The organism is Anaerotignum sp. MB30-C6 (genome assembly GCF_030908465.1).
Lineage (GTDB): Bacteria > Bacillota > Clostridia > Lachnospirales > Anaerotignaceae > Chakrabartyella.
Genome location: NZ_CP133078.1, coordinates 2248039 through 2272925, shown reverse-complemented (window position 1 = coordinate 2272925; position 24887 = coordinate 2248039). Strand labels below are relative to the sequence as shown.

General features: G+C 41.3%; 17 protein-coding genes and 1 other annotated feature. Of the genes, 16 read left to right on the top strand and 1 reads right to left on the bottom strand.

What is annotated here, in order from left to right; translation table 11 throughout:
- Position 1 precedes the first annotated feature (1 nt).
- From aroA to ftsW, 15 genes are all read left to right on the top strand, one after another.
- Complete coding sequence (aroA, locus tag RBQ60_RS11080; protein ID WP_307883766.1) at positions 2-1270, top strand: 3-phosphoshikimate 1-carboxyvinyltransferase; 1269 nt, start codon at positions 2-4, stop codon at positions 1268-1270.
- Positions 1260-2348, top strand: coding sequence for a chorismate synthase (aroC, locus tag RBQ60_RS11075; protein WP_307883765.1), 1089 nt, complete (start codon positions 1260-1262; stop codon positions 2346-2348). Before aroA ends, aroC begins: the two co-directional genes overlap by 11 nt.
- Positions 2349-2644: 296 nt before the next feature.
- Positions 2645-3784 (top strand): bifunctional chorismate mutase/prephenate dehydratase, encoded by a 1140-nt coding sequence (locus RBQ60_RS11070; RefSeq protein WP_307883764.1) that lies wholly within the window; start codon positions 2645-2647, stop codon positions 3782-3784.
- A gap of 12 nt (positions 3785-3796) precedes the next feature.
- A complete protein-coding gene (gene aroQ / locus RBQ60_RS11065; protein WP_307883763.1) occupies positions 3797-4243 on the top strand; it encodes a type II 3-dehydroquinate dehydratase in 447 nt (148 codons plus the stop codon).
- A 3-nt stretch (positions 4244-4246) separates the two neighbouring features.
- Complete coding sequence (locus RBQ60_RS11060) at positions 4247-5434, top strand: pyridoxal phosphate-dependent aminotransferase (protein ID WP_307883762.1); 1188 nt, start codon at positions 4247-4249, stop codon at positions 5432-5434.
- A 561-nt stretch (positions 5435-5995) separates the two neighbouring features.
- The gene (gene mraZ, locus RBQ60_RS11055; protein ID WP_307883761.1) at positions 5996-6427 is read left to right on the top strand and encodes a division/cell wall cluster transcriptional repressor MraZ; all 432 of its coding nucleotides are present in this window, start codon (positions 5996-5998) and stop codon (positions 6425-6427) included.
- 341 nt (positions 6428-6768) lie between these two features.
- Positions 6769-7707 carry a 16S rRNA (cytosine(1402)-N(4))-methyltransferase RsmH gene (gene rsmH, locus RBQ60_RS11050; protein ID WP_307883760.1) on the top strand — a complete coding sequence of 313 codons (939 nt, stop codon included), beginning with the start codon at positions 6769-6771 and terminating at the stop codon, positions 7705-7707.
- 20 nt (positions 7708-7727) lie between these two features.
- Complete coding sequence (locus RBQ60_RS11045; RefSeq protein ID WP_307883759.1) at positions 7728-8267, top strand: hypothetical protein; 540 nt, start codon at positions 7728-7730, stop codon at positions 8265-8267.
- Between the two features lie 7 nt (positions 8268-8274).
- The gene (locus RBQ60_RS11040; protein WP_307883758.1) at positions 8275-10515 is read left to right on the top strand and encodes a penicillin-binding transpeptidase domain-containing protein; all 2241 of its coding nucleotides are present in this window, start codon (positions 8275-8277) and stop codon (positions 10513-10515) included.
- 181 nt (positions 10516-10696) lie between these two features.
- Entirely contained in the window at positions 10697-12640 is a 1944-nt protein-coding gene (locus RBQ60_RS11035; protein ID WP_307883757.1) for a penicillin-binding transpeptidase domain-containing protein, read from the top strand.
- A gap of 452 nt (positions 12641-13092) precedes the next feature.
- Positions 13093-14547 (top strand): UDP-N-acetylmuramoyl-L-alanyl-D-glutamate--2,6-diaminopimelate ligase, encoded by a 1455-nt coding sequence (locus tag RBQ60_RS11030; protein WP_307883756.1) that lies wholly within the window; start codon positions 13093-13095, stop codon positions 14545-14547.
- Complete coding sequence (locus RBQ60_RS11025) at positions 14544-15929, top strand: UDP-N-acetylmuramoyl-tripeptide--D-alanyl-D-alanine ligase (RefSeq protein WP_307883755.1); 1386 nt, start codon at positions 14544-14546, stop codon at positions 15927-15929. Before RBQ60_RS11030 ends, RBQ60_RS11025 begins: the two co-directional genes overlap by 4 nt.
- Before the next feature lies 1 nt (position 15930).
- Positions 15931-16917 (top strand): phospho-N-acetylmuramoyl-pentapeptide-transferase, encoded by a 987-nt coding sequence (gene mraY / locus RBQ60_RS11020; RefSeq protein ID WP_331654185.1) that lies wholly within the window; start codon positions 15931-15933, stop codon positions 16915-16917.
- A 281-nt stretch (positions 16918-17198) separates the two neighbouring features.
- Positions 17199-18557 carry a UDP-N-acetylmuramoyl-L-alanine--D-glutamate ligase gene (gene murD, locus RBQ60_RS11015; protein ID WP_307883754.1) on the top strand — a complete coding sequence of 453 codons (1359 nt, stop codon included), beginning with the start codon at positions 17199-17201 and terminating at the stop codon, positions 18555-18557.
- Positions 18558-18948: 391 nt separating this feature from the next.
- A complete protein-coding gene (ftsW, locus tag RBQ60_RS11010; protein ID WP_307883753.1) occupies positions 18949-20088 on the top strand; it encodes a putative lipid II flippase FtsW in 1140 nt (379 codons plus the stop codon).
- A gap of 126 nt (positions 20089-20214) precedes the next feature.
- Here ftsW and RBQ60_RS11005 read toward each other — a convergent pair whose 3' ends face one another.
- Positions 20215-21039: a chemotaxis protein CheW gene (locus RBQ60_RS11005; RefSeq protein WP_307883752.1), complete on the bottom strand. Its 825-nt coding sequence runs from the start codon at positions 21037-21039 to the stop codon at positions 20215-20217.
- A 331-nt stretch (positions 21040-21370) separates the two neighbouring features.
- Positions 21371-21592 (top strand) — a binding site (T-box leader).
- 260 nt (positions 21593-21852) lie between these two features.
- On the opposite strand from RBQ60_RS11005, the gene RBQ60_RS11000 reads away from it, so the two are divergent.
- The gene (locus tag RBQ60_RS11000) at positions 21853-24483 is read left to right on the top strand and encodes a valine--tRNA ligase (RefSeq protein ID WP_307883751.1); all 2631 of its coding nucleotides are present in this window, start codon (positions 21853-21855) and stop codon (positions 24481-24483) included.
- Positions 24484-24887: the final 404 nt, after the last annotated feature.

Genomic DNA, 24887 nt, shown 5'->3' with positions numbered 1-24887 from the left:
GATGATGAATATTAAAATCGGAAAAAGCACTTTGAAAGGAAAAGTAAAGGTGATTTCTTCTAAATCCGATGCCCATCGTTTGTTGATTGCAGCGGCACTAGCCCACATACCAACGAAAATTTGGATTGAGGGATGGTCTAACGACATGGAAGCAACAAAAAATTGCCTTGAGGCTTTAGGGTGCAAGATCGCACGGGGGGAAGGCGTGGTAGAGGTTACCCCTCTCTGGGAGGAACAAAGCAAGGCAGTGGTTTTGGACTGTGTGGAAAGCGGTTCAACATTACGATTTTTAATACCCATTGTGGCGGCTTTAGGAAAGCAGGCTATTGTGGAAGGACAAGGTCGGCTTCCCGAAAGGCCCCTTGGAGTTTTGTTGGATGAACTTAGAAAGCATGGTTGCCAAGTAAAGGAAGACACATTACCCCTTGAAATGGGTGGTGGAATAACCGGCGGTATTTATACATTACCCGGAAATATCAGCTCTCAATTTATTACTGGGCTTTTGTTCGCCCTACCCCTTTTGCAGGAAGACAGTGAGATACGCCTTTCCACAATAATTGAATCTAGAGGGTATATTGATATGACTTTAGAAACATTGGAGACTTTTGGCATTCAAATTGATGAGAGGGACTGGGGATTTTTTATAAAAGGCGGTCAAACTTACCGCTCCCCTAGGGAGGTTTCAGCGGAGGGTGACTGGTCTGGTGCTGCTTTTTGGGTTGTTGGTGGAGGTGTAGGTGGTGATATTACCTGCACAGGTTTACGCAAGGATTCTTGTCAAGGGGATATGGAAATTGTCAGCTTGATGGAGGAATTTGGAAGCAAGGTTCAGTGGCAAGTGGATGGCGTTCACGTGAGTGGCGGAGCGTTAAAAGGAATAAAAATTGATGGGGCTCAAATTCCTGACTTAGTGCCTATTCTTTGCACAGCGGCAGCTTTGGCTCAAGGTACAACAGAAATTTATAATGCGGGTAGACTTCGAATTAAAGAAAGTGACCGCTTGAAAGCCATGGCCGAGGGCTTAGGAAAGCTTGGTGTGAAAGTAACGGAACAGCCAGAGGGTATTTTGATTGAAGGCGGTAACATACCCCCAGCGGGTGAGGTGATTTTGGATTCTTACGATGACCATAGAATCGTGATGGCCCTTGCCATTGCAGCAGCGGCTTTGGGGGTGGAAGCAGTGATTGAAAGAGCGGAAGCGGTTTCCAAGTCTTATCCCACATTTTTTGCAGAATTTATCAGATTAGGAGGTGTTGCAGATGTCTTCTAACTTTGGGGATAAGGTGAGAATCAGTATTTTTGGTCAGTCCCATTCTGATGCGATTGGTGTTGTTATTGATGGCTTGCCTATTGGAGAGGAAATTGACATAGAAGTGGCACAGAGGTTTTTGGACAGAAGAGCACCAGGGAAAAATGCTTATTCCACTCCACGAAAAGAGGGGGATAAAGTTCGGGTGGTTTCCGGATTATTTAACGGAAGAACCTGTGGCGCTCCCATTTGTGCCATGATTGAAAATACTAACACCCGTTCTAAGGATTACGATCAGCTTAAGGATATGCCAAGGCCGGGACATGCAGATTTTACTGCTGAAATAAAGTATGGTGGATTTCAAGACCATCGGGGTGGTGGACACTTTTCTGGGAGACTCACTGCACCCTTTTGCTTTGCAGGGGCTGTTTGTTTACAAATATTAGAGCGTAAAGGGATTTATATTGGTGCACATATTTTATCTATCCATAAAGGTAGAGACAAGGGTTTTGATGCAGTTGGAGTTACAAAAGAAGAATTGGCTGAAATCATAGCAAAAGAATTTCCTACCATTGACGATCAGGCAGGGGAGGAAATGAAGGTTATCATTCAGAAGGCTAGAGAGCAAGGGGATTCTGTTGGTGGCGTCATTGAGAGTGTTGCCGTTGGATTACCTGTTGGCATTGGTGAGCCTATGTTTGATGGGCTGGAAAGCAAGCTTTCCTCCATACTATTCGCCATTCCTGCAGTAAAGGGCGTGGAGTTTGGCGAGGGGTTTGGGGTAGCGGAGCTTTTTGGCTCTGAGAATAACGACAGCTTTTATATAGAAGAAACAGGTGAAATTAAGACGAAAGCAAACCATCATGGTGGTAGTTTGGGGGGGATTTCCAGCGGAATGCCGTTGGTGGTTCGCACAGCATTTAAACCTACACCTTCCATTAGCAAAAACCAAGAAACAGTGAGCCTCAAAAAGGGGGAGAATGTAACCTTAAACGTGACAGGTCGCCACGACCCTTGCATTGTTCCAAGGGCTGTACCTTGTGTGGAGGCGGCTATGGCAATCGCTATTTTGGATTTATATGAGTTAAAGGAAAGATAGGGGTTTATCCTACGGAAGTTGTTGTAAAGGCAAAAGGCCCCCCGGTAATGTGATTTCATGGGATTTAGATACGTAAAATCTGGAAGAGGGTAGCAATGTACTGAAAGGATTTTGGAAATCCAGATGCGGTTGCATTTTCATTTGATGAGAGCTTAGAAGGGGGTTTATGGAGAAAATTTAAGTATAGGGGTAGTTCTTACTAAGCGTAGGTGAAGCAAACTTATCTGATGCAATTATTTATAAAAAAATAGCAAGACTACGGTGGTTAATGGCTTGATAAAAAGGAGGAACAAAGGATGGATTTAGAGGCTTTGAGAAATAGAATGAATGCAGTAGATGATGAAATCGTGAAGCTTTTTGTAGAGCGTATGCAGACAGCGGCACAGATTGCAGGGGAAAAAGCAGAAAAAAATATGCCGGTTTTGGATCAGAAAAGGGAAAACGCAGTGCTGCAACGTGTGATGGAGCAGGCTGGGGAAGAATTTGAGCTATACGCAAATACCCTTTACCATACCATGTTTGAAGTAAGCAGAAGCCATCAGGCTGGGTTGTTGAACAAGGAAACGCCTCTTTCCAAGGAGATTCTTGCAAATATCAGCGAGGCGAAATTGGAATTCCCCAGAAAAGCCATTGTTGCTTGTCAGGGTGTTGAGGGGTCTTATGCCGAGAGGGCTTGTGGAAAGCTTTTCGCTATGCCGAACACCATGTTCTTCAACAGTTTTGAAAGTGTGTTCAATGCGGTGGAGAAGGGGCTTTGTCAGTACGGCGTTTTACCCATTGAAAACAGCTCTGCTGGTTCTGTAACGGAAGTTTATGACCTAATGGTTCGCCACAAATTTTATATTGTAAAGAGCTTGAAGCTTCACATTAACCATGCCCTTGTAGCAAAAAAAGGTACAAAAATTTCTGAGATAAAAGAAATTATTTCCCACGAGCAGGCATTACAACAATGCAGCGAATTCTTGAAAACCTTGCCTAATGTGAAGATTACAGTATTCGAAAATACTGCTACGGCGGCGAAGCATGTGGCTGAATGTGACCGTACAGACATTGCTGCCTTGGCTGCTCCTGAATGTGCTAAGTTATATGGCTTGGATATTTTAAAAGAAGATGTACAGAACAATCAAAACAATTATACTCGTTTCATTTGCATTGCTAAAAATATGGAAATCTATGCTGGTGCAAACAAAATTAGTTTAATGCTTTCTTTGGAACACAGACCAGGATCTTTGCACGAAATGGTTGGCAAGGTTGCTTGCCACGGGTTGAATCTTTGCAAACTGGAAAGCCGACCTATTCCTGGGAAAGACTTCGAATTCCGTTTCTATTTCGACTTGGATGGCTCTGTATTCTCTCCCATTGTATTAACATTACTCAAGGATATGGAATTGTCCGCTGAAAAATTATCCTTCTTAGGATGCTACTCAGAAATGTAAGGGGAGATGGCTATGAAGATAGTGGTGCTGAACGGGCCTAATTTGAATATGCTTGGGATTCGGGAGAAGAACATTTATGGCAGTGAAACTTACGAAGACTTGGTTAAATTGATTGAAATGACTGCCGAAGAAAACGCCATTGAGGTGGAAGTTTATCAATCGAATCATGAGGGGGCTTTGGTTGACCGCATCCAGCAGGCTTACTTTGACGGCACAAAGGGTATTGTGATTAACCCTGCCGCTTATACCCACACCAGCGTTGCCATTTTAGATGCATTAAAGGCAGTAAATTTGCCTACGGTAGAAGTACACCTTTCTGATGTAAGCCAAAGGGAGGATTTCCGCCAGATTTCTTATGCGGGCAAGGCTTGCGTTAAGACGATTATGGGCAAAGGTTTTTTGGGATACAAAGAAGCCATGCTATTTTTATTTGAGAAGTTTAATGGGAAGGGGGAGTAACACATGATTTCTAAAAATATGAAGGTTTTGGTAGATAAAAGTGCTGCCATCAGCGCATTATTTTCCGAAGGAAAGCGGATGCGACAAGTCTTGGGGGACGAGAATGTTTTTGATTTCGGGATTGGCAACCCTAACGTGAAAGCACCCCTTTCGGTGAACAAAACTGCCATTGAGATTTTAGAAAATATGGACTCTTTGGCCATACATAGTTATACCGACGGAGGGGGAATTCCCGCAGTACGTCAGGCCATTGCAGAAAGTTTAAACCGGCGGTTCAATGAAGAATATACCGAGGAAAATATCGTTATGACCGCAGGGGCGGCAGGTGGTTTAAATGTCATTTTCAAGGTGTTATTAGACCAAGGGGATGAGGTTTTGACCTTTGCGCCTTACTTTGGGGAGTATGATGCATATGTTGCAAATGCAGGAGGAATCCTCATTGCCATTAAACCGAATATTCCTTCTTTTTTGCCTGACCCTGAAAAACTGTCAGATGCAATTACTTCGAAAACAAAGGCAGTTATCATCAACAATCCCAACAACCCTACGGGGGTAGTTTATGATAAGGAAATAATACGAAAAGTTGCCCATGTTTTGAAGGTAAAAGAAAAAGAATTCGGGACTAGCATCTATCTGATTTCTGATGAGCCTTACAGGGAGTTGGTTTTTGATGGGGTTATGGTACCCTATATTCCTAAGGTTTATGATAACACCATTGTTGCTTACTCTTTTTCAAAATCTCTATCCTTACCAGGAGATAGAATTGGGTATTTAACGATTCCATCAACGGTTTCGGATTTTCAAGATGTGGCTTATGGGGCAGGCGTTGCCAATCGTGTGTTAGGGTTTGTAAATGCCCCTGCATTGCAGCAATTGGTGGTTGCAAAATGTTGCGACGAAAAGACAGATGTGGCTTTTTACGATAAAAACAGAGAAGTTTTATATAACGCTTTAAAGGAATATGGCTTCCAATGTGCGAAACCCCAAGGTGCCTTTTACCTCTTTGTAAAGGCTATGGAGGAAGATGATGTAGCATTTATAAACAAAGCAAAGGAATTTGGTATTTTGATGACACCCGGAAGCGGATTCGGCTGCAAGGGGTATGCAAGAATTGCTTATTGTGTAGCAAGGGAAACCATTGAAGGGGCCTTGCCTTCTTTTGAAAAGTTAGCAAAAGCATATGGAAAATGATATTTTAGCAGGTATTGTGAAAACAATACCTGCTTTTCGTTTTAATAGAGACAGAAAAACAAAGTTGAAATGTGCTGAAAACCCTTTGCAAGAAAAGATCAGAGCCGGCAGGGAGGGTTAGTAATAAGGAATTGTTTTTAAAGTGGAGATATCCAAGAATCATTGCGAGCAGGGGGTGAAGAGGAAAGCTTTGCCTTGGTTTGGGGAGGAAAGTGGAGAGTTTGGAGATTTGGAATTTCAATTCGTGGAAAGGTGCTAAATTTTATGGCCTATGTGGAGGATAAAAACGCTTCTGTGGATAATTATTAACATGAAATAGCTGGGGGTGGAGAATGGAGGATTTTTATTCATTGTCGAACGATGTAAGTATTTGGTATTTATAGGCAGAATTCCTTGGAATATCAAGGTTTCCTTATAAAAAAATCATAATATTTTTATGCTTGGGGGCTTGTCTTATTGGGCTAAATATATTACAATGTGGATAATAGTGGGGGAAAGTGGTTGGAAATGGTTTGAGACACCCATTTTCTTCTTGGATGGGTGAAAGGTGGTGACAGCAAAATGTTTCTTGGTGAATTTCAGCATTCAATTGATTCTAAAGGGCGATTAATTGTTCCTGCGAAATTTAGAGAGGGTTTAGGAGAGCATTTTGTTGTAACCAAAGGCTTAGATAATTGCTTATTTGCATATCCCCAAAGTGAATGGGCAATTTTTGAAGAAAAATTGAAACAACTTCCCTTAACGAACAGCGGCGCAAGAAAATTTGTTCGTTTTTTCTTTGCCGGAGCCATTGAATGCGATTTGGATAATCAGGGTAGAATTAACTTGCCTGCAAACCTTAGAGAGTATGCAGGACTGAAGAAAGATGTTGTTTCCATAGGCGTGAATAACAGGGTGGAATTTTGGAATAAGGACAACTGGAACGAGTACAACAACGAAGAAAATTTCATCAGTAACGAGTTGGCTTTTGAGATGGAAAATTTGGGGATTTAAACCTAAAGCATGTGTATTCTTTGTAGTCAACCATTTTTGGCATTTTTGTGTGGCAAAAATACGTGGTTTACACAGTTTGAAGAGCTGTTGATAGGAATGTTTCATTATTATGACAATTTCGTTTGAATATATGCCGGATGTTTGAAAGCAATTTGCACAAGGTGTTATTTGGGACAGCGAACTGTCCAAGAAGAGGACAACCTTACGTAATAAGGGGAAAGTTCTCTTTGGAAATGTTAAAAAGGTGGTTTATTTGAGACGAAGGTCTGCCGCCAAAAGTATATAAGAAAGGGTAAAAGCGCCGCAGATATCGGTTTTGTGGGACTGCTTAGGTAACCATTTTGGAATTTCATCACGTTTCCGTGCTTCTTTGGGAGTGCATAGAAAATTTAAATATTAAGCCTGACGGGATATATGTTGACGGCACCATGGGCGGTGGCGGTCACTCCCTTGAAATTGCGAAAAAATTGACATCAGGAAGATTGATTGCAATTGATCAGGATTTAAATGCCCATAAGGCTGCAAAGGAAAGATTGAAAGACCATTTGGACAAAGTTACTTTTGTACACGATAATTTTGGAAATATTGGCAGTGTATTAGACAGCTTAGGCATAGACAAGATTGATGGGATGCTTATGGATATTGGCGTTTCTTCTCATCAATTGGATGAGGCGGAGCGTGGATTTTCCTATCAGCACGATGCACCGCTGGATATGCGTATGGATGGAACAAAGCCATTTTCTGCTTATGAAGTTGTAAATGAGTATGACGAAGACCAGCTAAATCGTATTATTTTTAGTTATGGAGAAGATCGTTGGGCAAGAAGAATTGCCCAATTTATAGTGAAGGAAAGACAAGAAAAGTCCATTGAAACCACAGGAGATTTGGTTGAGGTAATTAAAAAGGCGGTGCCCAAAGGTGCAAGAAAAGACGGCCCTCACCCTGCAAAAAGAACGTTTCAGGCCATTCGAATTGAGGTGAATGGTGAACTGGATGTGTTGCAACGTGCCATTGACGACGTGGCTCATAGATTAAATGCTGGAGGCAGGCTTTGTATTATTACCTTCCATTCTTTGGAGGATAGAATTGTAAAAGAGGCTTTCCGCAAACAGGAAAACCCTTGTGTGTGCCCACCTCAATTCCCTGTTTGTGTTTGCGGAAAGAAGAAAACAGGCAGGGTGATTACAAGAAAGCCAATTATACCAAGTGATGAAGAATTAGAATTAAATCCTCGTTCCAGAAGTGCGAAGTTACGTGTTTTGGAGGGGATAGAAAAATAAAAGGAAAGGGGTATTTAGGTATGGCTGCAAAAAGATACGACAGAAATCGAAACATGTACAGAGGTTCCTCTTACTATAGCTATGGAAACGTAGCATATGATGTTCAGCCGGAATATACCCCATATGATACGGAAGAAGATGGGCAAAAGGTCCGTATTGCCCAAGAAAGGGTACACAAAGCAGAAATTAGAGAAAGCCGGATTACTGCTTTAAAACTCATTACAATTATTGTAGTTCTTTTTGCTGGCAGTATTGCCTTCATGGGGATGCACGTTAGGGTTGCCAACGAAAGTGTTGAGTTAAGACGGGAGAAAAGTGAGTTGGCAGATTTGAAGTCAACCAATGCAATTTTAGCGGCAGAATTAACGGAGCAGATTGATTTAGATTATATCAAAGAGCAAGCAACAACCCGTTTGGCCATGGCGGAGCCTCAGCCTTATCAAGTTGTTTACATAGATGTACCGAAGCAGAGCTACACAATTCAATATGCTGCGGATACAGTCGAAGAGGAAAAAGAGTCCGGATTTTTAAATATTACAAATCGGTTAAAAAAGGATTGATGTATAAATGAAAAAATCTACAACAGGAATAAAAGCAAACAGTAAATTTGCTTTTATTCTTTTTGTGTTTATGGTGGTATTTGTTATTTTTTTAGGTAGAATTGCATACTTAAAGGTTGTGCATGGCGAGGAATACGAAGCAGCGGCAAAAAATCAGCAAATAAACCGTTATGATACGGTGATTGCCGCAAACCGTGGAAGTATCCTTGACCGAAATGAGCAGGTTTTGGCCATTTCTACGGCTGTTTACAACGTGGTTCTTGATTCCTTGGTTTTGGCGGAAAACAAAGAGTCCGAACAAGAAAAGACGCTAACCACCTTATGTCAGTATTTCCCTGAGTTGGACTACGCAACACTAAAAAGCTATATCACGGAGAACCCTGCTACGGGAAAAATCAACTTGCCCAACCACTGGAAGTATTTAGTGAAGGACGTTGACAGAAACTTGAAAGAAGAGCTTGAGGCTTTAGAGCTTAAGGGCGTTTATTATGAGCAGATCAGCAAGCGTTCTTATCCTTTGAACACCTTAGGTAGCCACTTACTGGGCTTTATACGTGGTGGAACTGAGTGGGGAATTGAAGGACAGTACAACGACTATATGGTAGGAACACCGGGACGGTCTTTTATTCTTTACGATGGGGCGAGTGGGGTCTCCTATCAAGATTACCCTGCCCAAGATGGGGATACAGTAATTACGACCATTGATTACACCATACAGCAATACGCAGAAGAGGTTGTTACGGATACCGCTCAACAATGGCCATCCGAAAGCGTTGCCGCCATTGTAATGGACCCTAATACGGGGGAGGTACTAGCTTTAGCCGAGTCCAACAGTTTTGACTTAAATGAACCTGGGACACCTGCCGAAATTAAAACGAACCCTGATTTCAAGACGGACTGGGAGGCAAAAAGCAACGAAGAACAAATGGAATACTTAAATAATATGTGGAAAACCTTTTCCATTAACAGCACCTATGAGCCAGGGTCTATCTATAAGCCTTTGGTTGTGGCGGCAGCTTTGGAAGAGGGGCTAATTACACCTGAAATGACCTTTTATTGTAGCGGCTCTATGGACGTAAGTGGTACCCGTATTGGATGCCACTTAAAAAGTGGCCATGGTAACATTAATGCAGAGGAAATTTTGGCCCAATCTTGTAATATGGGGGTGATTCATATTGCTCAAAAGCTTGGGGCTGAGAAGCTATATCGTTATCAGATGGAGTTTGGTTTTGGACAGAAAACAGGAATTGATTTACCAGGTGAGGTGGATGCCGCAAACTTAATCCACTCTTTATCTGCCATTGGGCCAACGGAATTGGCTACAATTTCTTTTGGACAGACGTTTAACTGTACTACAATTCAGATTATTACTGCCTTTTCCGCATTGATTAATGGGGGGGATATTGTAACACCCCATGTTGTTTCTCAGGTTATTGACCAAAAGGGTGATGTTGTTTTTGAGAACAAGCCCCAGGTAGTACGGCAGGTTATATCCAGAAAGACCTCTGATTACTTGCGTGTTGCATTAAAGGCAACGGTGGAAAGAGGTACCGGTAAGAAAATCAAAATCCCTGGATACTCCATTGGATGTAAGACGGGTACAGCGGAGCAGGGTTCCAGAGAACGAAACGACCTTTGGACACTGACACATATGGCTTACTTCCCAGCGGAGAACCCTAAGTATATCGTATTGACGGTGATTCACCTACCTAAAGAATATAAAGATGGGGTACAGAGTACGGCACCTATGACCAAGGCATTGATTGAAAAAATTATCAAATATAAAAACTTGGAGCCAACGGAAGCTACGGAAGAAGTATCTGCCCTAACAACAAAGGAAACGGTAGAGCTACCTGACTATGTGGGCAGTTCCACATATCATGTAGTTACGGACTTGGATACAAAGGCGTTAAACTACAAGGTGGTAGGAACAGGAAATACCATCACCAACCAAGTGCCCAAGGGTGGCACTAAGGTGGAAACGGGTAGTGAGATTATACTATATGTTGAGAAATCTACCGAAGATTCAGGAACGATTTCTGTGCCAAATGTAGTTGGGAAAACATATAACGACGCAACCACTATTTTGACAGATGCGGGTTTTGAGGTGGTTTTTGAAGGAGATACCGATGGGGTTGTATCGAAACAGGATCCCAAGTACGGTGTTTCCGTTGAAGAAGGCGGAGAAGTGAAAATCAAGTTGACACCAAAGGAGAAAGAGACTGCAGGCTCTACCCAGAGTGGTTAAAGGGAGTTTAATACTTTATTTGATTAAATAAAGAGGTTATATATTGTTTCATTTTTGAGATTTTATAAACAAATAATGCTTAGCATTCGACTGTTTTAGAGGCCTTAGCACCTATTAAACGCATACACGCCCTGTTTTTTCCATATATTTTTTATAAATGGAAAAGGCAGGGGTGTTTTTCATGGAACGACCACCCATAGGGGTTAAGAAAAAGCTGTTGGTGTTTTTGTTAGGGGCAATGTTCGGTTTTGCCTTATTGTTGGGCAGGCTTATTTATATTGAGCTTTTCCGCTCCCAAGAATGGCAGGAAATGGCTTATGAACAGCAAACAAGAGACAGGCTGATTATGCCGAAAAGAGGCAGTATTTTGGATAGGAATGGTGAGGGAATTGCGTTGACGGAAACGGTAAACGCTGTTAGTGTTATTCCTGTACAGGTAAAAGACAAAGAAAAAACGGCAACATATTTGGCAGAAAAACTAGAGTTGGATTATGAAACAGTTTTAAAAAAGGTTCAGGAAAAAGTGGCCTTGGTAAGAATTAAAACGAAAGTTGATAGTGGATTAGCGGCAGAAATTCGAAGGGATGAAGTACCCGGCGTTATGGTTGATGAGGATGTAAAACGTGTTTATCCTTACTCGGAAATGGCGGCTCAGGTTATTGGATTTGTTGGAAAGGATAACCAAGGTATTTTGGGTATTGAGGCAAAGTATGATGACCTTTTAGAGGGAAAACAAGGGAAGATTCTGACACTTACGGACTCCAGAGGTAACGAGGTAGACAGCAAACAGGATAGAATTCCCCCTGAGGATGGAAAAAATTTGGTGACTACCATTGACGTTGTGATGCAACAATATGCGGAGCAGACCATTGCCAAGGCGGTGGAAACCAAAGGCGCAGATCATGGCTTAATTATTGTGCTGAATCCCCAAAATGGGGAAATTTATGCCATGGCCAATTATCCGTTTTTTGACCTTAACGATCCTTTTACCATAAATGATGAGGCATTGGCACAAGTTTGGAGCAGTCTTTCAGAAAAAGAGAAAAATGACGCTTTGAATGCTATGTGGCGGAACACTGCCATTAACGATACATATGAGCCAGGCAGTACCTTTAAAATTGTTACCTCTGCGGCAGGGCTTGAAGAAGGGGTTGTTACTCCTGAAAGTACCTTTTTTTGCAACGGGTTTCATATTGCTGGGGATCGGCGGATTAAATGTTGGCGTTATCCCCGTACCCATGGTTCAGAAACCTTTGTAGAGGGGGTTCAGAACTCTTGCAACCCTGTATTTATGCAAGTTGGTGAGCGTTTGGGGGCAGAAAAATTTTTAACTTATATGAAGAAGTTTGGTTTTGACCAGAAAACGGGTATTGACCTTGCTGGTGAGGCTGTGGGGATTATTCACAAAGAGGAAAACGTGGGCCCTGTGGAATTGGCAACCATGAGTTTTGGCCAGTCTTTCCAGATTACACCATTACAACTTTTGCGTGCGGCATCCTCCATTGTAAATGGGGGATATTTGGTAACGCCCCATTTCGCAAAGGGAGTTGCCGATGAGGAAGGGAATTTAATTGAAGAATTCCAGTATGAAAAAGGAGAGCAAGCGATTTCCGAGGAAACCTCGGAAACCATGAAAATGATTTTGGAAAGCGTTGTTTCCCAAGGGACAGGAGGGAAGGCTTACATCCCAGGATACCGTATTGGTGGAAAGACAGCTACCTCCGAAAAGTTGCCTCGTCGAAGCGGAAAGTACATTGCTTCTTTTATGTCTTTTGCACCGGCGGAAAACCCACAGGTGATGGCTTTGGTTTTGATTGATGAGCCGAAGGGGGTTTATTACGGTGGTACCGTTGCGGGGCCTGTAATGCAGGAGTTGCTCAAGAATATATTACCTTATATGGGGATTGAGCCTGTTTATAATGAAAAGGAAGCTGAAGAAGCAGCGAAGGAGCAGTCCATTATGCCAGAAGTGATAGGCATGACTTTACAAGAGGCGAAGAACGCACTGCAAAAAGAAGGTCTTGCCGTTAGCCTACGTGGTGAAGGGGAGACGGTACAAAGGCAGTTGCCACCCAGCGGGGAAACAATCAATAAGGGGACAGAGGTTATTATTTATTTTGACTAGGGGGAGTTTTATTCCTCCAGTCATTTCCAAAAAAGGAATAGATGATTTTTTTTGTAAAATATATGAACAAAGTGATGTAAAAGGATTGTAAGAAAAGGTAGCAAAGTGGTAAAAATATTTGGTAGAATACCGTAAATGTGGTATACTTTTCCCAGAGTAAATTTGGTATTCCTGAACAGAAAGGGAAGATTGTGATAGCGTAATATATGCCAGTAATTATTTTCCTTGGGGGAGGCTTTTTATCAAAAGAATGAAGAATGATGTAACCTACAGTTGTTTTGGAAGAGATACTACATTTACGAACTGGCGAGAGCCAAAAGGCTTCTATGCAAGAAAATTTACTTGAGTAAATGAAATTGAGTTGGGCCGGAGAGTTAACGATAGGGCAGATGATAGAAACCTTTTCTGTTTAGGAGAAGGTTTCAAGGGTCTTTACCAAAGGAGGAAACAGCGTGGAATTAAAAAAGCTGTTAGATGGGATTTCTTATAAAATTTTGCAAGGAGATCCTGCCATGGAAGTGAGAACTATTGAGTATGACTCCCGAAAGGTAACTGAGGGAGCTGTTTTTGTGTGTGTCACTGGGTTTCAAACGGATGGGCATAAGTATGCACCTATGGCGGAGAAGCAGGGAGCTGCGGCGTTGATTTGTGAAACGATACCTGAAGGAATTGGGCCTAAGGTTACGGTGATTCAGGTGGAAAACAGCCGAGAGGCATTGGCTTTGATGGCGGTTCGTTATCATGATGAGCCGTCAACTAAAATGAAAGTGATTGGTGTTACTGGGACGAATGGTAAGACCACTACCACATATTTAATGAAATCGGTTTTAGACCGCATGGGCAAAAAGGTTGGCGTTGTGGGCACCATTGAAAACCGTATTGGAGACAAGGTGCTTCACACGGAAAGAACCACACCTGAGTCAAAGGAATTACAGGGATTGTTAAAGACTATGCTGGAGGAGGATGTTACCCATGTGGTGATGGAAGTTTCCTCTCACTCTTTGGATTTGCATAGAGTTGACGGTATTCAATATGAGATTGGAATTTTTACGAATTTAACCCAAGATCATTTGGATTATCACAAAACAATGGATAATTACAAAGAAGCAAAGTCTAAGTTATTTGAACGGGCGAAGAAAAGCGTAATTAATATAGATGATTCTGCTGGTAGCTTTATGAAAGAGCGGGCACAGGGGCAGGTTTTAACGTATGCCGTTGAGAAGGATGCTGATTTGAAGGCAAGGGATATTGTCATTTCCGCCGAGGGTACAGAGTTTTCTTTGACTTGGGAAGATAAGAAATATCGTGTGCATTTGAGCACCCCTGGAAGATTTAGTGTTTATAACGCTTTGGGAGCCATTGGTGGTTGTTTACTATTAGGGATTCCCATGGAAGAAATTATGGCTGGGTTGGAAGAAAACCACGGTGTTGCCGGACGTTTTCAAACCGTCCGCAATAGAAAAGGGTATCAGGCGGTGGTGGACTATGCCCATACCCCTGATGGTTTAGATAATATTTTAAAAACAGCCCGTGAGTTTGCAAAAGGACGGATTATTACCATTTTTGGCTGTGGTGGAGACAGAGACAAGACAAAACGTCCTATTATGGGGGAAATTGCAGGCAATGGTTCCGACTATTGCATCATTACTTCTGACAACCCCAGAACGGAGGATCCTTTGACTATATTAAGCGAAGTTGAGGTAGGGGTGAGAAAAACCCTCTGTCTTTTTGAAAAAATTGCTGACAGACGAGAAGCCATTTTGCAAGGTGCTAAAATGGCAAAGGCGGGGGATGTAATCATTATCGCAGGGAAGGGTCATGAGAATTATCAAGTTTTTAAGGACTGCACCGTTCACTTTGATGATGTGGAGGAAATACGAAAGGCTTTTGGTGAGGATTGCTTATGAAAAATATGACCATTGGAGAAATAATTCAGGCAACAGATGCACAGGTGATTGCCGTTGACGGGCTGGAGGAGGTTTTGGCAAAATCCATTTCCCACATTACTCAAGACTCCAGAGAGGTTACAGAAAACAGCTTATTTCTAGCCATTCAAGGGGAACGATTAGATGGGCATGAGTTTATTATAGACTGCTTCAATAAGGGTGTTGCCGCTTGTTTGGCATCCAAGGTGATTGCACCGAAAAAAGGCAGCGTTTTACTTCTGGTTCCTGATGTGAAGAAGGCGTTATTAAAATTAGCTGCCCATTACAGAAATAAATTTGACATTCCTTTTATCGGAATTACAGGCAGTGTTGGGAAGACCACAACAAAGGATATGGTTGCTTCAGTTTTGGGGCAAAAGTATGACGTTCTTTGGACACAAGGCAATTATAATAATGACATTGGTGTACCTTTAACTTTATTTCGATTGGAGGATCATCACCAAATAGCGGTAATTGAAATGGGTATGAACCACTTTGGGGAAATTCATGCTTTGGCGGAGGTTGTTCGTCCCCAATTAGGATTAATTTCCAATGTAGGTGTTGCACACATTGAGTATTTAGGCAGCAGAGAAGGCATTATGAAGGCAAAGTGTGAGATGTTTGATTTTATACCTGAAGATGGAGTTGCAGTTTTGAATGATGACAACGACATGCTGATTACCTTAGAAGGGAAGCTTCCCCAGAGGTTACGCTGGTTTGGCCTGGAGAATCAAAAAGATGTTTATGCAGGAAATCTTGAGCTTTTGGGAATGGAAAAAACAAAATGTAATGTGCATACACCAATTGGTTCTTTTGAAACCATTGTGCCCATGCCTGGGGAGCATATGGTTTTAAATGCCCTTTCTGCCGTTGCAGTGGGCCTTGAGATGGGCCTTAGCCTTGAGGAAATGAAGGCTGGCATTGAGAACTTTGTGCCAACGAAAAACAGAATGAATGTATTGAAGCTTGACAACGGAATGACCGTTTTAAACGATGTTTATAACGCAAATCCTGTTTCTATGAAGGCTTCCTTAGATATTCTTGCCAACGCTGAGGGACGTAAAGTTGCCATTTTAGGCTTTATGGGCGAGCTTGGTGAATATGCCCCCCAGATGCACAAAGAAGTAGGTGTATATGCGGCAGAAAAAGGGATTGACCTTTTATTCTGCGTAGGCAGACTGAGTGAGAAAATGGAACAAGGTGCCAAAGATAGGGGAATTAAGGAAGTTTACCGTTATGAGAGTCAAGAAGAATTTTGGAACGAAGGTTTGGCAATGCTGAAAAAAGGGGATGCTATTTTGGTGAAGGCATCCAGAAGCATGGCGTTGGAAAAAACCGTAGAAAAAATACAGGGAGTGAACTAAAGTGGGGTCTTTGGAGCAGGCAGTATACGCAATTATCATATCGTTCGTGGTGGGGGTTATCCTTTGTCCCGTTATGATTCCGATGCTGCATAGATTAAAGTTTGGACAAAATGTAAGGGATGACGGGCCCCAGAGCCATTTATTAAAGCAGGGTACGCCCACCATGGGCGGGATTGCCTTCTTGATTGCTTTTGCTGTTGCCGCCGCCTTTTTTATGAAGGGGAATCAGGACGGAACAGTAATACTTCTCGTAACGGTTTGTTACGGTATCATCGGGTTTTTAGACGATTATATTAAAGTTGTGAAAAAGCGTTCCTTAGGACTTAAGGCCATGCAGAAAATTTTGCTCCAGCTTATTGTAACAGGGGCTTTTTGTTGGTATATGTTTCAAAGCGGTATTGGCACCGAGGTTTTTATTCCCTTTGGAAATGGGGCAACCATAAACTTGGGAATTCTCTTTGTTCCATTTTTATTTGTCGCTGTTTTGGGGACGGTAAATGGCGTAAACTTGACTGATGGGCTGGATGGTTTGGCTGGTGGGGTAACGCTAATTGTTGCTGCATTTTTTGCGATTGTTGCGTGGGCTTCAGGTAGTAGTGTTGCACCCATTTGTGGGGCAATTATCGGAGGTTTGTTGGCATTTTTAATTTTCAATTCTTATCCTGCCAAGGTGTTTATGGGGGATACGGGTTCCCTTGCCTTAGGCGGGTTTGTTGCGGCGACGGCTTTTATTTTAAAGATGCCTATTTTTATTCTAATTGTTGGTTTTATTTATCTTTTGGAGTCCATAAGTACAATGCTTCAGGTGGGATATTTTAAGCTGACAAAAAGGAAATATGGCGCAGGAAAGAGATTGTTTAAAATGGCACCATATCACCATCATTTGGAACAAAGCGGTTGGAGAGAGACAAAGGTTGTTACACTATTTTATGTAGCTACTGCCATGCTTTGTTTGATTGGCTTTTTGGGTTGCCAGAATATTTTTTGATGATAATTTTTATTTGGAATTAACGAATGATTCCTTTGTAAAAATAATAGTGCAAGCAGTTAAAAATAATGAGTGCCCACAGAGTTCATTTGATAAATCCAGCCTTTATTTGTTTGATTAAGCCTCTCAAATAATCATTTAAAGAGGTGGATGGGCATATAGTCCGTTTTTGTATAGATTTATCGAATGAAAGGGCTGTCTATGCATCATTATCTTATATCATTTGTTAGGGATTATTGATCTTTACGTGGTTGGGAACTCATAGAAAGAGGGAATCTAAGTTGAAATATAGGGACAAAAGGGTTTTGGTTTGCGGTATGGCGAAAAGTGGCATTTCTGCAGCCAAGCTTTTAAATAGAATTGGAGCAAAGGTAACGTTGCAGGATATGAAAAAACGTGAGGAAATTTTAGAGCCTCAGCTTTTGGAGGGTGAAGGCATTACCTTATTTTTAGGGGCGAACCCAGATAGTATTGTTTTGAATCAGGACTTGGTTGTATTAAGCCCTGGGATTCCTAGTGATCTTCCCTTTATTTTAAAGGCGGAGGCAGCAGGCATACCTGTAATCAGCGAGATTGAGTTGGCATACAGCCTGACACCTTGCTCTGTTACGGCGATTACGGGAACAAACGGTAAAACCACCACAACTACCCTTGTTGGCCAAATTATGAAGGCTGTGAAACCGAATACGGCTGTAGTTGGAAACATTGGCATTTCTTATAGTGGCGAGGTTGAGCGTTTGACCAAGAATGATTGGGTTGTTGCGGAAATTAGCAGTTTCCAAATGGAAAAGGCGAAAAATTTCAGCCCATATATCAGTGCTGTTTTGAATATCTCTCCTGATCATTTAAATCGACATAAAACGATGGAGAACTATATCGCTATGAAAGAGCGGGTTTTTGAGAAGCAAGTAAAAGGGGATTATTGTATCCTGAACTACAGTGATGAAGTTTGCCGCAAGATGGCGGATAAAACAAAGGCACAGGTATTTTTCTTTAGTAGCAAAGAGCCTTTAGCTCAGGGGATTTATTTGGATGAAGACATGATTCGCCTTCGTTGGAAGGGTATGGAGGAGGATTTGATTTCTACCCACGACCTACAAATTTTGGGGGTTCATAATTACGAGAACGTAATGGCAGCGGCAGCTATGGCAATTGCGGCAAAGGTTCCCCTAGATACAATTCGAAATGTTTTAAGAAGATTTCGGGGTGTGGAGCATAGAATTGAGTATGTTGCCACGGTTGACGGCGTAGACTATTATAATGATTCAAAAGGAACCAATACGGATGCCTCCATTCAGGCAGTGCTTGCCATGAGAAAACCAATTATCCTGATTGGCGGCGGGTACGACAAGGGGGGATCCTTTGATGAGTGGACCAAACTTTTTAGGGGAAGGGTAAAGCACCTTGTTTTAATTGGCGTTACGGCGAACCAAATTAAAGAGTCTGCAAAGAAGTTTGGTTTTACGGAAACTTCGTTGTGTGATACTTTCGAAGATGCCGTTGACCTATGCAGGAAAAAAGCAGAGGAAGGGGATTGTGTATTACTTTCACCTGCATGTGCAAGCTGGGGGATGTTTGACAATTATGAACAGCGTGGCGATCGGTTTAAGGAGCAGGTAAGAGGTTTTATAAAGAAATAAGATAGTGTTTTTTCTGGAAAGCTGAGTTGAGAAAAGGAATCATAGGAAAACGTATTTCTAAAATTGGATACGGATGAGAATTTTTGTTTTGCTTTAGGCAGAGCCACAAGTGGTTTAAACTCTTTAAAATGAAATGAATTTGACTTAATAGATAGAGGGTTACCTTGGTAAGGTGAAGATCACGGGAGGAAATCCTTGAGGTGATTAAGGTGGTGCCTAGGTCTTAAAACTTTACAAGCTTGTGTAGTGAAAAAATAGTTTTACAAAAAGGGTTAAGGGATGAAATCCCTTGCGGTGTTTGAGGCAGAGCCTCAAGGTCTTTAAGCCTTAAAAGGGTTTGGGGTGTTCTACCAGTTTTTTAGTTTTAAATCGAAATGAACGGAGTGAGGAAATGGGAAGAAGTAATAGCCAAAGAAAGGCGACAACTGCAAAAAGAAAACGAATTAAGCCCGATTCCTTCGACTTTACGGTTTTATTTGTGGTATTGACCCTAATGTTGTTTGGTGTGGTCATGATTTTTAGTGCCAGCTATTATACAACAATGACTACTGCAAAATACGATTATGATATGTTTTATTTCCTGAAACGTCAAAGTGTTTGGGTGGTTTTGGGTACCATAGCAATGATATTTTGCATGAATATACCATATAACTTTTGGAGGCGGTTTGCTTTACTTGCATACTGGCTTTCAAACTTTTTCTTACTATTATTACCCTTTATTGGAATTGAGGCCGGCGGTCAGAAGCGTTGGCTAGGGGTTGGTATGCTGCAGTTTCAGCCTTCGGAGTTTACTAAGCTTGCATTGGTACTTTATTTATCCCATTATATTGTAACCAACAGACAGGACTTGGCCAATATTAGGGGCTTTTTTAAGGCACTGATGGTTTTGGCTTTGCCCGTTGGCTTGATTGCCATTTCCAACTTCTCGTCAGCACTATTAATTTTGCTGATGGGCCTAACTATATTATTTATCGGCAGTCCAAGAATATGGTACTTTATTGCGGGGGCGGTGGCAATCATTCCTGCGGCGGTACTTGCCATTGTAGTGTTCCCTTACCGATTAAGTCGAATTAAGGTTTGGCTTGACCCATGGTCTGATCCTACAAACAAAGGATTCCAGACCATTCAAGGACTTTATGCAGTTGCTTCAGGAGGAATCTTTGGACTTGGCCTTGGGCAAAGCCGTCAGAAAACTTTTGTTCCTGAGTCCCACAACGATATTATCTTCGCAATTATTTGTGAGGAGTTGGGCATTATTGGGGCGGCGTTGGTTATTATTCTTTTCGCAGTTTTAATCTGGCGTGGTATTAAGATTGCTATGAACGCTAAGGATACATATGGTACGCTTATGGCTACGGGGATTACCTCTGTTATCGCATTTCAGGCGATTATCAATATCGGCGTTGTTACAAACACCATTCCAAATACAGGTCAGCCCTTGCCCTTTATCAGTTATGGTGGTACTTCTCTATTGTTTTTGACAATTATGGTGGGATTACTTTTAAACATTTCTAGATATCAAAAGGAATGAAATAGGAAAGTTATGATAAGGGTATTTTTTAAAGGACGAAAATAAGTCCCCATCTTAAAAATGAAGGGGACATTTTTTTTATGTCGGATTTTCTCAGGGGAACACCTGTTGTTTTACTAGCCAAGTTTAAAGGCTAAAGATACCATCCATGTTTAAGACAAGAATTGTTGCTTTGGATTCTTCTTTTTCCCCAATATGCGAAAGGACTTGGGCACCAGAGCTACGCATACAGCTTTCAGGCAGACCTTTTAGTGTAAGATTTTCTACTGACATAACCTCGTCTACTAGTAAACCTAATAAGGCATTATCTTTATCTTTTGTAATGACACACATAGTTCTGGAATTTTGGCGGAAAATAGTTTTCGCCTGATCCAACAAATCAACAACGATTCTCATATAGGTATGAGCATCTTCTTTCAACTGATCACGCAGGCACTGTTCTCTTTCACAGTCATCACATTCCCGAGGGCATTCAAAAGCCAAGTGGGCTGTATGATGAAGCTTTTTATGAGGTTCATCAATTTTTCTAATGTGAAAGGCGATTGTCTGATTTTCAGTTTCATAGGTATCATACCACTTACCAAAGGCGCATTTATGGGGATCTGTTGTTAGATGGAAGGTATCATCCTCTAAAAGGCAACGTTCCATCTCTTTTACCCAATGGATATGGTCGTTTTTTCTTTGATCCAGCATTTCTTCAAAGGCGGACTGCTCTTGCTCAAGGGTTTTTAGGCCTAAAGCAGCCCTCAGGTTAACGATTGGAATAACTCTGCCTCTGGAGTGAATAATACCGGGTTTTATAGTATTACTTTCCGGTAAAACACTAATTGATTCTTCAAGAAGGGCGATTGACTCTACAAATGTGCTATCAATGGCGTATAGTTGTGATTGGAGTTTTATTGTAAGCCAAAGGTCATTACTATCTTTTACAGCATCTAAATTTTCCATCATAAATTTTATTTCCTTTCTAAAACAAGATTAATCGGGCAAAAAATTTCTATTTCCCAGTATTGTAAACATAAATATTACGCATATATTATTAAGTATAAAGCAAAATGCAATCCTTTTGATTTTATGGTACAACAAAACACCAAAATATTCAACCTGTATGAGTGTGAAGTATAAATTATTAGCATTTTTATGTATACTGTTTTCGAAAAAACAGGTAAGCTTGTAGAAATTGCAAAGTATAACAAATATTTTTCTTTTATTTGGCGGTTTTGAAAAAAAATCACTTGACAAATTTAGAAGAATTGACTAAAATCTTGTGATATAGAGATAGCAAAAGACAGTGAAAAAGAGGAGTATGTATCGGATAATTGGCAGAGAGAAAGGGTCATCGGCTGTAAGCCCTTTTCAAGATAGGATGCAGAAGGTAGCTTTTGAGTTGTTTTGCCGAAGGGATTTTCTGGGTAGGCAAAAACGGTTAACCCCGTTATCGGTTAAGGAGTGTCTGTCTACTTGGGCAGAAATGAAGGTGGTACCGCGAGTTTTCGTCCTTTTTGGATGGAAGCTTTTTTTATTTTGAAGAGTTTTTGTTTTGTATTTTGTAATAATGGAGTTAAAATTCATTTGGTGCAAAGACTATAACTTGAAACTACGATAACTTTGAAGGGATAAAATACATTTTTTAGAATTGTGTGAGGAAAAATATAAGGAATACCTAGAAGATGGGATTAGATGAAGAGGTGTTACAAAGTTAATATAAAACGAAAGTTTTGATACCAATGAAAACAGGATACTTAAATTAGGAGGAGAGAGCTTATGAAAGAATTGGCTAAAAATTTTGACCCAGCAATCGTAGAAGAAAAGCTTTACGAAAGATGGATGGAAAAAAAATATTTTCACACAGAGGTAGATAAGAGCAAAAAACCTTATTGCATCATTATGCCACCTCCAAACATTACAGGACAGTTGCATATGGGCCATGCATTGGATAATACAATGCAGGACATTTTGATTCGTTGGAAAAGAATGGCGGGTTTTAATGCTTTATGGGTTCCTGGGATTGACCACGCAAGTATTTCTACGGAATTAAAGGTGGTTCAAAAAATGGCATCTGAGGGGGTAACCAAGGATGATATAGGCCGTGACGGATTCTTGGACCGTGCTTGGGCTTGGAAAGACGAATACGGCGGCATTATTTTAAACCAGCTACGTAAATTGGGTTGTTCCTGCGACTGGGACAGAGTACGCTTTACAATGGATGAAGGCTGTTCTGACGCTGTTTTAGAAGTATTCTGCCGTTTATACGAAAAAGGATACATTTATCGTGGTGAAAAGATTATCAACTGGTGCCCTGAATGTCAGACGACCATCTCTGACGCCGAAGTAAACCATATAGACACAGCAGGTCACTTTTATCACATTGACTACCCCGTAGTTGGTTCTGACGAAAAGCTTCGTTTGGCAACAACAAGACCAGAAACAATGTTGGGTGATACTGCCGTGGCTGTTCATCCTGAAGATGAAAGATATCAGCACCTAATTGGTAAGATGTGTATTTTGCCTTTAGTAAATAAGGAAATTCCTATTGTTGCTGATGATTATGTTGACCGTGAATTTGGTACTGGTGTTGTTAAAATTACCCCCGCTCACGATCCTAACGATTTTGAAGTTGGTTTGCGTCACGACCTGCCTCGTATCAGCGTAATGAACGACGACGGAACCATGAACGATTTGGCTGGTGAGTACGCCGGAATGGACCGTTATGAATGCAGAAAGGCCATTGTAGCAAAGTTAAAAGAAGAGGGCTATTTGGTTCGCATTGAAGATATTACCCATGCTGTTGGCTGCCATGAACGTTGTGACATCGCCATCGAGCCTATGATTAAATTGCAATGGTTTGTTAAAATGGAGGAAATGGCAAAGCCTGCTATGGAAGTTTATGAAAACCAGAAGTTTCGTTTTGTACCTGATCGTTTTGGTAAGGTTTATATGCACTGGTTGGAAAATATCCGTGACTGGTGTATCTCCCGTCAGCTTTGGTGGGGTCACCGAATTCCTGCCTACTATTGTGAAGACTGCGGTCATATCACAGTAAGCAAGCATACGCCTGAAAAGTGTGAGAAGTGTGAATCTACAAAGATTAGACAGGATGAGGATACACTTGACACATGGTTCAGCTCCGCATTATGGCCTTTCTCCACATTGGGCTGGCCTGAAAACACCGAAGAATTGAAGCATTTCTATCCTACAAGCACATTGGTGACTGGATATGACATTATCTTCTTCTGGGTTGTTCGAATGGTATTTAGCGGCTTGGAACAGATTGGTGAGATTCCTTTCCATGACGTATTAATTCATGGTTTAATTCGTGACGATCAGGGACGCAAGTTCTCCAAATCTTTAGGCAACGGTATTGATCCTTTGGAAGTGATTGCAAACTACGGCGCTGACCCTCTGCGTTTGATGCTGATTACAGGTAACGCTCCTGGTAATGACATGCGATTCTATTGGGAAAGATTGGATAATTGCAGAAACTTTAGCAACAAAATTTGGAACGCAACCCGTTTCGTGATGATGAACATGGACGAAAAGGTTGAAACAAAGCTATTGATGCTGACTTCCGCAGATAAGTGGATTCTTTCAAAGGTGAATACATTGGCCAAAGAAGTTACTGAGAATATGGAACACTACGATTTGGGCTTGGCGGCGCAGAAGGTTTATGATTTCCTTTGGGATGAGTTTTGTGACTGGTACATTGAGATGGTTAAACCTCGTTTGTACAACAAGGAGGACCAGACGAGAGAGGCAGCTCTTTGGACACTGAAAACTGTTTTAATTAACGCACTGAAGATGCTACATCCCTTTATGCCTTTTATTACAGAAGAATTGTTTATGCATATTCAGGATACAGAAGAAAGCATTATGATTTCCGAGTGGCCTGTATATAAAGAGGAATGGAATTACAGAGATAATGAAATGGAAATCGACGCCATCAAAGAAGCTGTTCGTAATATCCGTAATATTCGTGCAGAGATGAACGTTGCACCTTCCAAAAAGGTTCAGGTGTTTGTTGTTTCCGAAAATGAAGAAGTTCGTCATATTTTTGAGCATTCTAAGGTGTTCTTTAAGACATTAGGCCATGCCAGCGAAGTAATCGTTCAGAGTAATCGAAGCGGTATTGGTGAAGATGCGGTATCTGTTGTAATTTCTGATGCTACCATTTATATGCCTTTGGCGGAGTTGGTTGATATTTCCAAGGAAATTGAACGTTTGGAAAAAGAACGTGATAAGATGCTAAAAGAAATCGAACGTGTTGAGAAGAAACTTGCAAACCAAGGCTTTGTTGCAAAAGCACCCCAGTCTTTGATTGACGAAGAGAAGGCAAAGGGCGAAAAATATAAAGCGATTTTGGATCAGGTTGAAGAGAGATTAGCACAGATGAGATAAGAAATTTAATGAATAAAGAGGGGGTAACCACAACGGTGGTTACCCCCTCTTTTTAAGACTGGCTTTATTCGTATTAAGTTGTGAAGGCAAAGGCGAGCAAAGTACTTCATGAAATATGGTCAAAGATTTTTACGAGGTGAATGGGAAATGCAGGGGGCTTGGACAAGATTAAATGTGAATGGAATGCTAAAGTGTCTCTATAAATGGTAGTCGGCGTAAAAATTGGACAAAAGGGACGGACAATGCTGATATAGTAATAGAATAGTAAGATTTTAAGGATATGGAGTTATGAATACTTTAAGGAGATAGAATTGGACGAAAGGGACAAACAAGTATGATATAGTGATAGGGTAGATAAGCTGTCATATAATTTTGGAAAATTTTCGTGTGCATAGTTCTCTTGA

Excerpts from the sequence above, each read along its gene's own strand:
- aroA (WP_307883766.1), top strand. The coding sequence starts at position 2 with ATGATGAATATTAAAATCGGAAAAAGCACTTTGAAAGGAAAAGTAAAG.
- aroC (WP_307883765.1), top strand. The coding sequence starts at position 1,260 with ATGTCTTCTAACTTTGGGGATAAGGTGAGAATCAGTATTTTTGGTCAG.
- RBQ60_RS11070 (WP_307883764.1), top strand. The coding sequence starts at position 2,645 with ATGGATTTAGAGGCTTTGAGAAATAGAATGAATGCAGTAGATGATGAA.
- aroQ (WP_307883763.1), top strand. The coding sequence starts at position 3,797 with ATGAAGATAGTGGTGCTGAACGGGCCTAATTTGAATATGCTTGGGATT.
- RBQ60_RS11060 (WP_307883762.1), top strand. The coding sequence starts at position 4,247 with ATGATTTCTAAAAATATGAAGGTTTTGGTAGATAAAAGTGCTGCCATC.
- mraZ (WP_307883761.1), top strand. The coding sequence starts at position 5,996 with ATGTTTCTTGGTGAATTTCAGCATTCAATTGATTCTAAAGGGCGATTA.
- RBQ60_RS11045 (WP_307883759.1), top strand. The coding sequence starts at position 7,728 with ATGGCTGCAAAAAGATACGACAGAAATCGAAACATGTACAGAGGTTCC.
- RBQ60_RS11040 (WP_307883758.1), top strand. The coding sequence starts at position 8,275 with ATGAAAAAATCTACAACAGGAATAAAAGCAAACAGTAAATTTGCTTTT.
- RBQ60_RS11035 (WP_307883757.1), top strand. The coding sequence starts at position 10,697 with ATGGAACGACCACCCATAGGGGTTAAGAAAAAGCTGTTGGTGTTTTTG.
- RBQ60_RS11025 (WP_307883755.1), top strand. The coding sequence starts at position 14,544 with ATGAAAAATATGACCATTGGAGAAATAATTCAGGCAACAGATGCACAG.
- ftsW (WP_307883753.1), top strand. The coding sequence starts at position 18,949 with ATGGGAAGAAGTAATAGCCAAAGAAAGGCGACAACTGCAAAAAGAAAA.
- RBQ60_RS11005 (WP_307883752.1), bottom strand. The coding sequence starts at position 21,039 with ATGATGGAAAATTTAGATGCTGTAAAAGATAGTAATGACCTTTGGCTT.
- RBQ60_RS11000 (WP_307883751.1), top strand. The coding sequence starts at position 21,853 with ATGAAAGAATTGGCTAAAAATTTTGACCCAGCAATCGTAGAAGAAAAG.